The sequence below is a fragment of the Planctomycetota bacterium genome (genome assembly GCA_016207825.1).
Taxonomy (GTDB): domain Bacteria; phylum Planctomycetota; class MHYJ01; order JACQXL01; family JACQZI01; genus JACQZI01.
Genome location: JACQZI010000007.1, coordinates 168,371 through 181,648, shown reverse-complemented (window position 1 = coordinate 181,648; position 13,278 = coordinate 168,371). Strand labels below are relative to the sequence as shown.

The 13,278-nt window shown below is 45.6% G+C and carries 14 protein-coding genes; 1 reads left to right on the top strand and 13 read right to left on the bottom strand.

Annotated elements, in window-relative coordinates; translation table 11 throughout:
- Nucleotides 1–86: 86 nt before the first annotated feature.
- The 3 genes from HY811_02570 to groL form a co-directional block, all read right to left on the bottom strand.
- Complete coding sequence (locus HY811_02570; GenBank protein MBI4833691.1) at nt 87–374, bottom strand: co-chaperone GroES; 288 nt, start codon at nt 372–374, stop codon at nt 87–89.
- Between the two features lie 148 nt (nt 375–522).
- Nucleotides 523–1,074: a hypothetical protein gene (locus HY811_02565; protein ID MBI4833690.1), complete on the bottom strand. Its 552-nt coding sequence runs from the start codon at nt 1,072–1,074 to the stop codon at nt 523–525.
- A 112-nt stretch (nt 1,075–1,186) separates the two neighbouring features.
- Complete coding sequence (groL, locus tag HY811_02560; GenBank protein ID MBI4833689.1) at nt 1,187–2,797, bottom strand: chaperonin GroEL; 1,611 nt, start codon at nt 2,795–2,797, stop codon at nt 1,187–1,189.
- 333 nt (nt 2,798–3,130) lie between these two features.
- On the opposite strand from groL, the gene HY811_02555 reads away from it, so the two are divergent.
- A complete protein-coding gene (locus HY811_02555) occupies nt 3,131–4,243 on the top strand; it encodes a hypothetical protein (GenBank protein MBI4833688.1) in 1,113 nt (370 codons plus the stop codon).
- Nucleotides 4,244–4,549: 306 nt separating this feature from the next.
- Here HY811_02555 and HY811_02550 read toward each other — a convergent pair whose 3' ends face one another.
- The 10 genes from HY811_02550 to alaS form a co-directional block, all read right to left on the bottom strand.
- Nucleotides 4,550–4,720 carry a hypothetical protein gene (locus HY811_02550; GenBank protein MBI4833687.1) on the bottom strand — a complete coding sequence of 57 codons (171 nt, stop codon included), beginning with the start codon at nt 4,718–4,720 and terminating at the stop codon, nt 4,550–4,552.
- Between the two features lie 1,490 nt (nt 4,721–6,210).
- Nucleotides 6,211–7,392 carry a hypothetical protein gene (locus HY811_02545; protein MBI4833686.1) on the bottom strand — a complete coding sequence of 394 codons (1,182 nt, stop codon included), beginning with the start codon at nt 7,390–7,392 and terminating at the stop codon, nt 6,211–6,213.
- A gap of 18 nt (nt 7,393–7,410) precedes the next feature.
- Complete coding sequence (locus HY811_02540; protein MBI4833685.1) at nt 7,411–7,611, bottom strand: hypothetical protein; 201 nt, start codon at nt 7,609–7,611, stop codon at nt 7,411–7,413.
- 28 nt (nt 7,612–7,639) lie between these two features.
- Nucleotides 7,640–8,173: a hypothetical protein gene (locus tag HY811_02535; GenBank protein ID MBI4833684.1), complete on the bottom strand. Its 534-nt coding sequence runs from the start codon at nt 8,171–8,173 to the stop codon at nt 7,640–7,642.
- 16 nt (nt 8,174–8,189) lie between these two features.
- Nucleotides 8,190–8,693, bottom strand: coding sequence for a hypothetical protein (locus tag HY811_02530; GenBank protein ID MBI4833683.1), 504 nt, complete (start codon nt 8,691–8,693; stop codon nt 8,190–8,192).
- Between the two features lie 143 nt (nt 8,694–8,836).
- Nucleotides 8,837–9,037: a sulfur carrier protein ThiS gene (gene thiS / locus HY811_02525; protein MBI4833682.1), complete on the bottom strand. Its 201-nt coding sequence runs from the start codon at nt 9,035–9,037 to the stop codon at nt 8,837–8,839.
- A gap of 43 nt (nt 9,038–9,080) precedes the next feature.
- Nucleotides 9,081–9,491 carry a hypothetical protein gene (locus tag HY811_02520; GenBank protein MBI4833681.1) on the bottom strand — a complete coding sequence of 137 codons (411 nt, stop codon included), beginning with the start codon at nt 9,489–9,491 and terminating at the stop codon, nt 9,081–9,083.
- Nucleotides 9,488–10,033, bottom strand: coding sequence for a nucleotidyltransferase domain-containing protein (locus HY811_02515; GenBank protein MBI4833680.1), 546 nt, complete (start codon nt 10,031–10,033; stop codon nt 9,488–9,490). Before HY811_02515 ends, HY811_02520 begins: the two co-directional genes overlap by 4 nt.
- A gap of 95 nt (nt 10,034–10,128) precedes the next feature.
- Entirely contained in the window at nt 10,129–10,266 is a 138-nt protein-coding gene (gene thiS / locus HY811_02510) for a sulfur carrier protein ThiS (protein ID MBI4833679.1), read from the bottom strand.
- Between the two features lie 227 nt (nt 10,267–10,493).
- The gene (gene alaS / locus HY811_02505; GenBank protein MBI4833678.1) at nt 10,494–13,136 is read right to left on the bottom strand and encodes an alanine--tRNA ligase; all 2,643 of its coding nucleotides are present in this window, start codon (nt 13,134–13,136) and stop codon (nt 10,494–10,496) included.
- Between the last annotated feature and the right edge of the window lie 142 nt (nt 13,137–13,278).

The following is a 13,278-nucleotide window of genomic DNA, read 5'->3' as shown; positions in this document are numbered from 1 at the left end:
CAGTATATCAGATCATCAGAATATCAGAGGGTTAAATCTCTGATGAATTATTCATCTGATAATCTGGTTTTCTGGTATTCTGTTATCTATTCTATCTTGGCCAGCACCTCGTCTTCCTTCATAATAACATAGGTGGTTTCATCGAGTTTCATCTCGTTGCCGGAATATTTTCCGTAGATAACCATATCGCCTTTTTTAACGACCGGCTTGGCAAGTGATCCGTTCTTAAGGACTCTGCCTTCGCCCACGGCGATGACTTCGCCCTTCTGGGGTTTTTCCTTGGCGTTATCCGGCAGGACGATTCCGCCCTTAGTCTTTGTTTCGCCTTCTAATGGTTTTACCACAATCTTGTCGCTCAACGGCCTTATTTTCATGGTTTTACTCCTTCTTACTAAATATTAATTAACATCTTTGAATGGGGTCATTCCTGCGCAAGCAGGAATCCAGTTATTCCCTCTTCTGGATTCCCGTTTCCACGGGAATGACAGAGGGGGGTAACGGTTATAACATATACTCTAATAACTATTTCTTCTCCTCCGGATAAAACTCATATTCCCAGTTTGTCTGGGATACCAAGATTTCCTGTTCCTTGCCGGATTCTTCCTTTATCGCATATACAGCAAACTCAATCATATTGCCTTTGTCGTCATATTTGGCAAGAGCTTTCCATGTTAATTTAGCATCACCATCGTATTGAGCCAGCTGAATACAATTGCCTTTGTTATCATATTCATAACGGTCTTTGCTTTTTAACTTATCATTGGCATCATACAAATCCCATTCAATCTTATTGCCATTGTTATCATATTTTAAAAGTATCTTAGATGCTAACTTACCATCTGTATTATAAACGCTCCGATCAGTTTCTTTACCCTTAATATCGTATTGGTAAATACTCTTAGCGTATAAGGTCTTTTTGTATTTGCCTGATTCTTTTTTAAATTCATAGTTTATTTCCGTCTTTGTCTTCAAGCCCTTGGGAACTTTTTCCTTTTCCTCCTTAGCGAAGGATGGATTAACCCCGCTGAATGCGATAGCGAAACCGATTAGCACCAATAAAGCTTTGTTTAACATAGTCTATTTAGTAACTCTAAAACAATAAAGCCTTCGGTAACACACCCCCTGCCCCCTCTCAAGAGGGGATATTTAAGTCCCCTCTAATAAGAGGGGAGTGAGGGGTGTGTCGTTATTCTCCCCGCGTTTCTTCGTCTTTCTCTTCTTCCTCAGGCGCTTCAATAATCGCCGCCCCTGCCGTCAAAATAAGCTGGGCGACGCTGGAAGCGTTCTGGATGGCGCAACGGACGACCTTCGCCGGGTCCAGTATCCCGCGCTTTGCCAAATCCGTAAACTCCTCTTTATCCGCGTCGTAGCCGAAATTAACATCCTTGGATTGTTCCATCTTCCTGATAACCAATGACCCATCCTGCCCGGCATTGCCGGCGATGTGCCTGATGGGCATGGCCAAGGCCTTTTTCATTATTTCCGTTCCGAGCTGTTCATCTCCCGACAGTTTCAGGCTGTCGAGTTTCTCCGCAAGCTTTAAGAGTGTAACTCCGCCACCGGTGACAAAGCCTTCCTCATTAGCGGCCTTGACTGCGTGGAGGGCGGATTCCGCGCGCGATTTCTTTTCCTTAAGTTCGGATTCCGTTGCCGCGCCGACATTCACCTGGGCGATTCCGCCCGCTAAGCGCGCTAAACGTTCCTGCAGTTTTTCTTTATCGTAATCCGAATCGTTTCTTTCTATTTCCTTACGGATGGATGCTATCCGCGCCTCTATTTTCTTAGTTGCGCCGGCGCCTTCCATCAGGGTCGTGTTTTCCGAATCTATGACCACCTTTTTGGCGCGCCCCAGTTTATCAAGGGAGAGCGTCTTTAAATCTATGCCCAAATCCTTATAAATCGCTTCGGCATCAGTCATGATGGCGATATCTTCCAGCATTTCCTTCCTGCGGTCGCCGTAGCCGGGCGCCTTGACCGCGGCGCATTGGAGGATGCCTTTGGTCTTATTGACCACGAGCATTGCCAGCGCATCGCCTTCCACCTCGTCCGCGATAATCAAAAGCGGCTTTTTGGTCTGGGCTATCTTTTCCAGTAGCGGGATTAAGTCTATGGTGCTGGCAAGTTTCTCTTCGTAAACCAGGATGTAAGGCTCGTTTAGCTCCACCTTCAGGTTTTCCTGGTCGGTGATGAAATAAGGTGAGATATATCCGCGGTCGAACTGCATGCCTTCGACTATTTTCGTTTCGGTTTCTATGCCTTTGCCTTCCTCGATGGTTATGACGCCGTCTTTGGAGACCTTTTTCATGGCGTTGGCGAGCATCTCGCCCACGGCGGGAGAGTTCCCCGCGGCGACCGTGGCGATATATTTAATCTGTTCGTTGGAAGTTACGGGCTTGGAGGCTTTCTTGAGTTCCTTGATGACGAAATCGGCGGCCTTGCCGATGCCGCGGCTGACGGCCATTGGGTTGGCGCCGGAATTGACGTGCTTTAAGCTTTCCATAAAGATGGCTTCGGTCAGGACCACGGTTGTGGTGGAGCCGTCGCCGGTCATGTCATTGGTTTTGGAAGCGGCCTGCTTGACCATATTGGCGGCGAGGTTTTCGTAAGGGTCGGAAAGCTCGATTTCATCGGCGATGTCGTTGCCGTCCTTGATTATCTTGGGACTGCCCCAGCCCTGGTCGAGCATGACGTTGCGTCCTCTGGGTCCCAGGCTGAATTTGATTGCCCGGGCTGATTTTTCAATACCGGTTTTAAGGGATTTCCATGCATTCTCATCGTATCTGATTTCTTTGGGCATAGACAATAACCTCCGCTTCTACTAAAATCAAGTATAAATCAAGCGTCCCCGCAGTCTCCCGACGTAACGTCGGGGGACGGAGTGGGACAGTTCAAAAATATCATCAGCTTTATCAGCGCCCGTTCCACCTAATCATATAATCGGGCGTCCCGCAACGTAGTTAAGCGGGATATATTCATTAATCCGGTTAAACCTATACTTCAAACCCGCATATTATATCCAAAACGCCTGATTTGTCAAGAAGATTGAGAATGGGGATACGGCAGGCATAATTTCGCTTGACACCCCGTCCAAAATATCTTACACTACCCATTAAGGAAAGAGATTATCTTTATGCCAAAGCATATTAAAATATTTACCTTGCTTATTACGCTAATGTGTTTAGCGGCGGTTTGCCCAGACCTTAAAGCAGAAGATATCGTTACCGGCGCTTCGGATGACGATAAAACCTCGTCCGACCAAAACGAGCTTGACGAACTCTATAAATCACTGCTTAAGGAAACCATCAGGAGGAAAATCGAAGAACTGGAATCTTCGGATATGGATTCCAAGCTTACCACAGATAATACTATCTATTTAAACCTCGACTACAAAATGAAAAGTAAACCCGAGGAGCAAACTCCCGGCCGGGAAAAACCCAAGGAAATAATCAGGAAAGGCAAACATATTGGCTCATACAAATTCCGGGTTGTCAAAGAGGTGAACGGCAACCAGATAGTTGAATTTAACAGCGCCGAATGGCTGGCCCGCTTTTTCCCGAAAGGCGCGCTTGAAGGCGGGGCGGGCTGTTTTACCGTCCGGCCGGAAAAACAGGAGGGGAAAAACGATGAGAAGACGCCGCTTGCCGAACCCAACAAGGATTCATTTGAGATGACAGTAAAAGTCTTCGCTGACGCCGAAAGCGCGGTTGATGCGCTGGAAGAATCGTTACTGCTCGCGGAAAAAGCCAAAGAAGGCAGCCAATCCGGCGGCAAATTCGGGGATAATTGCTATTGGCTGCCCGCTGAATCCGACCGCGGAACGATTTTCTTTACACGGAAAAATGTCCTGGTGGTATTAAACGGGAGGCAGGATTGGTCTTATAGTTACCGGAAAATAGAAGCGCTTGCCGGGGAAATCGATAAATCAATCCTGGCCGGCGCCGGCGGGTTTAAGCTGGCGGATATGAAGGATTTTATCCGCGTCATCGGGGTAAAATTTCCTAAAATGACCCTTAGGAGAAACGCGGAAGCGGGCATCACGTTTATCGGCGCGAATATACCGGATGGCGAAGTTAAGATACTTGACCTGGACGAGAAGTCATTCAGATACGATTCCAAAAACCGTCAGCTCTTTTTGAGGATGCCGGATAAAACAGGCGAGGTAAACCTATCTTTCAGGATTATGGATACCAAGAAAGGCACCGTCTCGGAGAGGATTACAATCCAGTTGCCTATAAAAGAATAACCTCTTTGCGCGTATAATTCGGGGACATGTTTAACCTCCGCGCAGTTTCTTATTTATAATCTGCCTTAAGCGTTCATGGGAGATATTTATATTCCAGTTGTCTTTTATCCACTGGGCGATTTTGCGTGATGACCAGCCTTCGGTGGATACCCTTCTTTTTATCATATAAGCGGACCATCCGCTGACGGACATAATCTCATCAATCTGTTGGGCGGTTAATTTCCTGGAGCGTATCGGATAAATAAATCCGTTCAGCCCTTTTTCTTTATAGAGTTTGAGCCATTGGTAAACCGAGCGGGGAGAGGTTTAAAGTTCTTCGGCGATTCGTTCCACGGTATGGAATTCGTGGGAAAACCAGACTGCCTGGGCGCGTTTCCGCGCGTGGTGGTTGCCTTCGACCGACATCCGGGACATAAAGTGCTGGAGCGAGGCAATCTCGGATTTATCCAGCTGGATGAAAATACATCTTCTTGGCATAGGCTTAAAGATTATCAGAGTATCAGAGCATCAGATTATCAGCCGCTTTCGGCGAGCCTCGCCTTTGGCGGGAGCATCAGATTTAGGCATTCTGTTATTCTGATTTTCTGATAGTCTGTTTTTTTCTGGTCATCTGGTATCCTGATATTCTGACATTCTAATCCATTCTTGTCAACTTATTTATTCCACTTTGTCAAGCATTTTCTTCCACTTTGTCAACCCAATCTTTCCGTTTATTCCATGAAAACGCGTATATTTGACGCCATTTTTAATATATTGAGTTCTGTAAGCGGATTAAACAGATTTAACGGATAAATCAGCAAAATCTGCTGAATCAGTGTACAAAACCCCTTCAAAACACCTAAAAAGTGGTAGAGGTCTACCCAAAAAACAGTGTTTTTTTGGTAGTGGTTATTTCGAAAAAGAGCCTAAAATAGGCTGATTACTGCTTATATTGATTTAAACCTGCTAATAAGTGGTATTCTAACTTTTTGGGGGTGGTGGTACCATACCCCCTACCCATCCCTACCACTTAATCTACCACTCTTTACCATTTAGACTACCCACTATAGCCATTTAGTCTACCCATCCCAGCCATTTAATCTACCCGTCATAACCATTTAGACTACCCCTCTCAACTATTTATCCTACCCATCCTTATCATTTAATCCGGCACTACTAATCATTTAATCTACCGCTCTAAGCCATTTAGTCTACCCCTCTTAATCATTTATCGTACCCATCTTGACCATAGAGACTGGCACTACTAATCGTTTAATCTGCCATACTCAGGGATAGAAGCTAATACTGATGAGAATTGGAACGGATGAGCGGGAGTAGTATGTCTCTCTCTTTGCGCCATGCTGAGGAATCCTTTGCATCATGCTGAGGAATCCTCTGCGCCATGGTGACTTATACATTGCGGAATGGAGAGGAATCCGGTGGATAATGGTGACTGGTCTGGTGCGCCTTGCTGACCGATCCTGTGCGGAATGCTAAGGAATCCTGTGCATAATGAAGACCGTTCCTCTGCGCCTTGCTATCAGACATAGTGGATAATGGTGTCCGAGGCTCAGCGAAATGGTAGGTTTTTTCCGTGGGGATGTATTACAAACTTCAAGTGTCAAGGGGGATTTGAAATTCGGGATGGATGCCCTGAATTATCCAAGCAAAACATTCTTTCTAAACCGTTTTTTAATCATAATACAACAATACTTCTTTTTCTGTTACATCTCTTTTTTTACATTTCGGACACATGGGATGCAGTTTATTGTCCAGTTCACCTCCGCATTTATTGCATACACCTATTAGTTTAGTGGGAATCTTTTTATAATATTTGCCGCCTTTATTCTTGCTCGGCACGCCTTTTATATAATCACATTTAACACACCTATATTCGACAAAGTTAAATCCCCCTCCCTTGGAAGCTTCAAATTGATTTCCGCAGTTATTACACTTATATACAGCTAAAGTCCCCATTTATTAATCAGTTATCGAAATAAGCAATTATGTTGTCCGTAAATAGAGCCTGTTACAGGGTGATTGGAAAGCCAACCCAAAAGAGACAATGCTTTTTCATCGGCGGGGAATGTTTGCCCGACAGACGAGGCGATATGCTGCCAAGTGGTTAAGGCAAATGTCCGGGAAGGTTGCCCTTCTATATCAATTTCTTTCAAATGCTTTTTAAACCCAAGGTAAAACTCCATATCTTGCAGGTGATTTATATCACCGACGTGAACCAGGTGGAAATCCCATCCTTTAAAAGCATCAACTGTATCCACCAGTATATTACCGAAAAGCCAGTTTCTCATAAGCTGGTAATATTTATTACAGAAGGCAATTTGGTTATCCACTTCCCCTGAAATGTTTTCCGGTTTTTTTATGGAATTAAAGTATTTGGGAATTAAATCTTTTTCTGCAAAATTATCGCTTCCCCAATAATCGCAATGGTTTTCCTTCTGATGCCCCCCATCACTCCTTGAACATTTAACATAAAGTCGGCAGGCTTTTTGCTCGGCAGAATAACAAGGGGAAGATTGGGCAGTTAATTTGGCATCCAGAAACACCATGGTCTTTTTATCGCTGTTTACATGAACGGCATCCGATTCGGTTCTTTGTATATGACCGCCTATTTCCCTGGGATGAATTTCTATTTTCTTTATGGTATCCAGAAGAGCCGGATTGTATTTATCCGGTGGAATATCTTTATCATCTAACGGCCTCCAAAACAAGGTGTCACCGTTTGCTCCAAACCAAAGCCTGACTTTATTCCTATACCTTACTTTTTGCCCGCCGAGCAAAGGAGTGATATCAAACGGCGTATTGTTTTCGTCCCGACCATGGATTATATTAAGGCTTTCGAACACCGTAAAAGTTACCAAATCCTCGCTCCGCTCGCTACAAAGACGGCTGAAAACCTGTTCCTTATTATCAATCATTAATCGGGTTATTTCTTTTTTATCTATTTCGTTTACTTTAACGTTTCCATTTTCGTCTATGGGGCATTTTCGTTTTAAGTCATCGTTTTGGCGTAATTCTTCGGCCAACTTGGCAGGGAAAATCGGTTCACTGCTGTATCTGGTGGATACGGTGCCGTCTTTCCGGATTATTCCGTAGATTATCGCCCTTTCCTTATTTGTTATTTCCTCTGCCCGATATATTTCTTTTTCCATTAACTTACTCCCTATATTTTACCGCGGGAAAAAAGCTTTTACTTGTGTGACGCAGGTTTTCATCGTATCCAAGGCATCTTTAAGCGTGATTACGGTAAGACCGCCCTGGTAAATGGGAATTGTCAAATTTAATTGTAGTTCGCTTCTATCCGTTGATTTAACGCCGCAGGCAATCACTTGAGTAGCGCAGATATTAAATCTTTCAATTATTCTTTGCATAAATATAACGTCCTAAAGCACACTTATTTCACTTTTCTAACTCCTTTAATATTTTATTTCTTCCATCCTCAAACGCTTCACCAGCTATGTCGCCTATTATACGAACATTCTCGTTAACAGGAATAAACAACTTGCCTCGTTTGCTTATATCAGGACAGTCACTCTTGAACTCTTCCGTCCACACTTTATCTCCCTCATAAGCAACATAGAAATCGTAGCCATTATTTCCCACCTCGGACGGAGGATACTCACCATCCACTTTAAACGTCCACAAACTTAGAACTAAATCCCACCCTTCTATTGCCTTCGCAAATCCATCATCAAAGCTTTGCGATAGCGCACCCGGCCACATCGAACCCATTAAATCGTGAGCTGCCTTAGTATCAGCGAGCTGCTGTCTAAACTCAGTATAAGACAATTGCCCATGCAGCATCACATTTATCTTGGTTCCTGCATCTAAAAACTTCATTAATTGCCCTTTAAAAGCCTCAGGCACAGCAGGCTTTCTGCTACATCCACTCAGCATAGCCATAAGCACAAACAATATCACTAAATACCTCATAAACACTCCTTTCTTATTATCTGAAGAACGCCTTGATTTTAGTGACGCAGGTTTTCATCGTGTCCAGAGCGTCTTTGAGCGTTTTCGCGGTCAGCCCGTCCTGGTAAATGGGGATTGTCAAATCCAGCTGCAATTCGCTTTTAGGCGTCGCGTTAACGCCGCAGGCAATCACCTGCGTGGAGCAGATATTAAGTATTTTATCAGAGTTTTGCCTGAATATATTCAGGTCTTTAAACGGGATGATTATCAATTCGCCCAAACGAAAACCGGGGTCTTCCCAGCCTTTAGAAATATAGGCAAGGTCTTCCCCGTCCTTTTTTATATCGTAATAGAACTCCAGCGCTTCATTCTGCCTGAACCTGGAGAGTTCCAATCCCAAAGAATGCACAACTTCACCCAGTTTTCCGGTATTTTTCATAAAGTTAAGACATTGGGAAAGAATTGTTTCCGCCCCTTCAAAGGGGACATTGTTGGTTATCAACAGTTTGAATATCTCGTTCTTCATTGAAAAGTTTTCCATAAGGCTCCTTTCTTTTATTTAGAGTGTTAATAATTATACATTAACGCAGAGGTGAAGTCAATAAACCGCAGGATTTTGGTAATGGGACATGAAGTTTGTGGACGCCTTAAGTTAAGTATATAACTTCTAACCTGTAACTCCCTTTATCCTCCCCCGACAAACGAAATAATCTCCAGCTTGTCATTTTCTTTTAACTGCGTCTTGGCGTAATCGGTCTTGGGGATGATTTTCAGGTTCAGTTCCACCGCCACGCCCAGCGGGTTTATACGGAGTTCGGTTAATAATGCCGAAAGCGTCAGGTTATCGGGCATTTCTTTTTGCTGGCCATTTATTATTAAATTCATATGAAGTTATCCCACTCCGTCCCGATATATCGAGACTCCGGGCTCATTCGTTCAGGAGTAGTTGTTTTATCTTCGCAATCACTTTTTCCGCAAAGCCAATGTATTCACGGCATTCTTTTCCGGTAACCTCTATCCCGCCGTCGTATAAATCCCGATTCCGTTTAGACCGCATTACATTGCCCAGGTCGTTAATCGTTTCATCTTTTAACAGCTCCGCCGTTGTCTCAATTATTTTGATGTGATGCCCGGGCACGCTTTTAACTTTTGCCCCATGATAACTTAAGAGAGCGATGCCGGATTTAATAAACGCGCTGTAGGCATAATTAAACTTCACCTCGGGTATTTGGTCTTTCCGGGCGATTGCCAAATCCTTCTCGGCATTATCCATGTTTTTCCGCACCTGTTCATCCGTAAATTTAAACCGGCTGAAGTATTTATCATCGAATTTTATCATATAATCCTGACATGCTTTTTATTTAAGATGCCGCGAATAAACGGGTCTTTGTTCTTAATCCGCTTGCAGTATTCGTTTTCATCCATATTAACCGTGTTTATTTCACGGCCGGTTTCCTTTTGCAAAAGGTTAATCCCTTTCTGCAGTTGTGCGATGTTATGGACGCCTATAACCAATAAATCAATATCGCTGTGAGCTTCCATTTTATTGCCGGCATAAGAGCCGTAAATGTAAGCTTCCCTGATGCCTTTTACCGACTTGGCGGCTTTTTTCAGCCTGCTTTCCAGCCCGATTGTTTTAAGGAATATTTTTCTGAGCTCTTCGTATAAAGGATAGGCTTTATTAACGGAATATAATTTTAAATTCCCCCTGGCTTGGCTTTTTAAGATACCTTCGCTTTCCAATTGCCTTATTTTCTTTACCAGATTCCTTTTATCCATGTCCAGCTTCCGGCTTAACTCGTTGACATAGAGGCTTTCCTGCGGATTAAGGAAGAAATAATCAAGCAGTTTAATGGTTATCCCGCTTCGTAGAGGAATCATGAGCTCTCCTTATTACACCGATAAGTGTAGTAAATTACACCTTTTGAGTCAACAATTTATTCGGTTAATTAAGAGAATTACGCTAACGCAATAGATTATAGCTTCCGGCTGATAATCTTCAGATTCAGTTCCACCGCCACGCCCAGCGGGTTTATACGGAGTTCGGTTAATAACGCCGATACGGTGAGATTGTTCGGCATTTCCTTTTGCTGACCGTTGATGATTAAATTCATATGAAGTTATCCCGCTCTCCCGCTTAGGCGGGCTTCGGGGACGTTCGTCCCGATAAATCGGGACTCCGGGTTCATTTGTTCATCGGCTCAATAGTTCATTAGCTTTCGGGGACGTCCGTCCCGATAAATCGGGACTCCGAGTTCATTTGTTAAATAGTTCAATTGTTCATTAGCTTGCGGAGCGGAGCGAACGCCCTGTTTCTGCACAATAACTTGTAACCTGTAACTTATAACTTTTGAGCAATTATTTTCAGGAACTGGTCGCGGGCGTCCTTCAGTTTCCCCGGTTCCTTGCCGCCTGCCTGCGCGAAGTCCTTGCGCCCGCCGCCGCTGCCGCCTATCGTTACCGCCACTTCCTTGATGATGCCGACCGCGTCCAGCCCCTTTTCCGCGAGTTTCGGCGAGATTGCCAGTATGATGGTCGCGCGCTTATTTGCCTCCGTCCCGATAAACGCAATGACGGGGCTTGGATTATTCATCAAAGAATCGCTCATCAGGCGCATATCATCTACGGTTTTATCCGGAAGCAGTTCCGCGACTATTTTTATGCCTTTCAAATCCTGCGCGCGGGCGAGAAATTCCTTGGCGAGTTCCTGGTTATTCTGCTGGCAATACTTGCTCGTTTCCTGGCGCAGGGTCTTTATTTCCGCGAGCATCGTCTTTGTCTTAGCGATTGCCTTTGCCGGGACGGTTTCCAATAATCCCGTAATATCTTTTAGAATCTGTTCCTCCTCGCGGAAGAGTTTGATGGCTCCGGTGCCGGTGACCGCTTCTATACGGCGCGTGCCTGAGGCTATTGATGCCTCGCTTATGATTTTAAACATGCCGATTTCGCCGGTATTAGAAACGTGGGTGCCGCCGCAGAGCTCGCGGCTTAAACCGGAGATTTCGACCATGCGGACGTTTTCCCCGTATTTATCGCCGAAGAATGCCAGAGCTCCCTGCTTTTTGGCTTCCTCCAAAGTGAGAAGCCGGGTATTTACCGAAAGGCCTTCCAATATTTTATCGTTCACGCGGTCTTCGATGAGCTTAAGCTCGTCGGGAGAGAGCGGATTAAAATGCGCGAAGTCAAAGCGCAGGCGTTCCGGTTCGACCAGCGACCCTGATTGCTCGATATGCTCTCCGGCAATGCTCCGCAAAGCGTTTTGGAGAATATGGGTTGCCGTGTGATTGCGCGCGATGGATTTACGGCGCGCGAGGTTCACCAGAGCGGTCAGCACTTCGCCCGATTTAACCGAGCCTTTCTTGACCTTGCCGATATGGATGATGTAATCCTCTATATGCTGGGTATCGGTTATGGATATTTCCACCGCATCGCTTTTTATGATTCCGGTATCACCGACCTGCCCGCCGCTTTCGCCGTAAAAGGGCGTCTTTTCCGTAATTACGGAGACTTCCGTTCCCTTCGTTGCATCTGGAACCAGCTTGCCGCCGGAGAGGATGGCGACGATTTTGACGGGGGATTCGGTCACTTCATAGCCGACGAACTTGGTTTCCTTAAGGAAGCTTTTCACCTCCGATATGGGTGTTTCCGCGAATATCTTCTGGGCTATCTGGGAAGAGGCGCGCGAGCGCGTGCGCTGGTTTTTCATGGCGTTTTCGTAGCCCTGCAAATCCAGCTTGAAGCCCCGTTCGCGCAGGATTGATTCGGTCAGGTCCATGGGGAATCCGTAGGTATCGTAGAGTTTGAACGCCTCATCGCCCGGGAAGAGTTTTATCCCCTTGGGCGCGAGGGTGTTTATGATTTCATCCAGCAATGCCATGCCCTGTTCGACGGTTTCCAGGAACTTGGATTCCTCCGCCTTGATGATGCGGACGATGTGGTTTTCCTTATCGGGTAATTCCGGGTAGCCTTCTTTCATCACATTGATGACCGCCGGAACAAGCTTATAAATGAAAGGCTCTTTCATTCCGAGCGTCCGGCCGTCGCGCGCGGCGCGGCGCAGAATCCGGCGCACGACATATCCGCGGCCTTCGTTGGATGGCAATAATCCTTCTGAAGAGGTAAAGACGAGAGCCCGCGCGTGGTCAACAATCCTTTTTATCCGGGCGCCTTCCTCGCGGTCTGTATCGTATTCGACCTTCAGGATGGCAGCGGTTTCTTTTATCAGGGGCTTAAAGATATCTATCTCAAAATTACTGATGACGTTCTGCATCACGGCGGCGAGGCGTTCCAAACCCATTCCGGTATCGATATTTTTCTGGGGGAGCGGATTCAAAGAGCCGTCTTCCTGCCGGTCGAATTGGGTAAAGACAAGATTCCATATCTCGACAAAGCGGTTGCAATCGCATTCGATACTGCAGGTCGGCAGTCCGCAGCCGTGTTCTTTGCCGAAGTCGTAGAATATTTCCGAGCAGGGGCCGCAGGGTCCGTTGGGACCGTCAAGGGGTGCGTTCGAGGGCCAGAAGTTATCCTTGGCACCCAGTTTATATATCTTTTCCGGCGGGAGCATTATTTCCTTTAGCCAGATATCGTAGGATTCCTGGTCGTCTTTATAAACGGAAACGAGGAGACGGCTTTCCGGTATTTTCAGTTCTTTGAGCAGGAATTCCCATGCCCAGGCGATGGTCTCCCGCTTGAAATAATCGCCGAAGGAGAAATTGCCGAGCATTTCAAAGAAGGTATGGTGCGCGGCGGTCCGGCCGACCCTTTCGATATCCACGGTGCGCATGCATTTTTGGACGGTGGTGATGCGCGGGAAAGGGGGTTTGGTTTTGCCGAGGTAGAATTCCTTGAAGGGATTCATCCCGGCTCCGGTGAAAAGGAGCGTCTGGTCGTTTTCCGGGATTAAGGGCGCCGAAGGCATTACGGTATGCCCTTTACTCTCGAAGAATGAGAGGAATTTCCTGCGTAATATATCGGTTTTCATAGGTAATCTATCCGGATAAGTTATTAAGGTTAGATTTATATCAAAAATAGGGAGGGGAGGTCAAATAAAAGAGATAACCACAGAGGGCACAGAGTAGACAAAAGGGTTTTTATTCTCGGTCTTTCTCTGTGGTTAGTTTTAA

Coding starts and splice junctions, on each gene's coding strand:
- HY811_02550 (MBI4833687.1), bottom strand. CDS start 4,720: ATGCCAAGAAGATGTATTTTCATCCAGCTGGATAAATCCGAGATTGCC.
- alaS (MBI4833678.1), bottom strand. CDS start 13,136: ATGAAAACCGATATATTACGCAGGAAATTCCTCTCATTCTTCGAGAGT.
- HY811_02565 (MBI4833690.1), bottom strand. CDS start 1,074: ATGTTAAACAAAGCTTTATTGGTGCTAATCGGTTTCGCTATCGCATTC.
- HY811_02520 (MBI4833681.1), bottom strand. CDS start 9,491: ATGATAAAATTCGATGATAAATACTTCAGCCGGTTTAAATTTACGGAT.
- thiS (MBI4833679.1), bottom strand. CDS start 10,266: ATGAATTTAATCATCAACGGTCAGCAAAAGGAAATGCCGAACAATCTC.
- HY811_02545 (MBI4833686.1), bottom strand. CDS start 7,392: ATGGAAAAAGAAATATATCGGGCAGAGGAAATAACAAATAAGGAAAGG.
- HY811_02530 (MBI4833683.1), bottom strand. CDS start 8,693: ATGGAAAACTTTTCAATGAAGAACGAGATATTCAAACTGTTGATAACC.
- HY811_02540 (MBI4833685.1), bottom strand. CDS start 7,611: ATGCAAAGAATAATTGAAAGATTTAATATCTGCGCTACTCAAGTGATT.
- HY811_02555 (MBI4833688.1), top strand. CDS start 3,131: ATGCCAAAGCATATTAAAATATTTACCTTGCTTATTACGCTAATGTGT.
- HY811_02570 (MBI4833691.1), bottom strand. CDS start 374: ATGAAAATAAGGCCGTTGAGCGACAAGATTGTGGTAAAACCATTAGAA.
- groL (MBI4833689.1), bottom strand. CDS start 2,797: ATGCCCAAAGAAATCAGATACGATGAGAATGCATGGAAATCCCTTAAA.
- HY811_02535 (MBI4833684.1), bottom strand. CDS start 8,173: ATGAGGTATTTAGTGATATTGTTTGTGCTTATGGCTATGCTGAGTGGA.
- thiS (MBI4833682.1), bottom strand. CDS start 9,037: ATGAATTTAATAATAAATGGCCAGCAAAAAGAAATGCCCGATAACCTG.
- HY811_02515 (MBI4833680.1), bottom strand. CDS start 10,033: ATGATTCCTCTACGAAGCGGGATAACCATTAAACTGCTTGATTATTTC.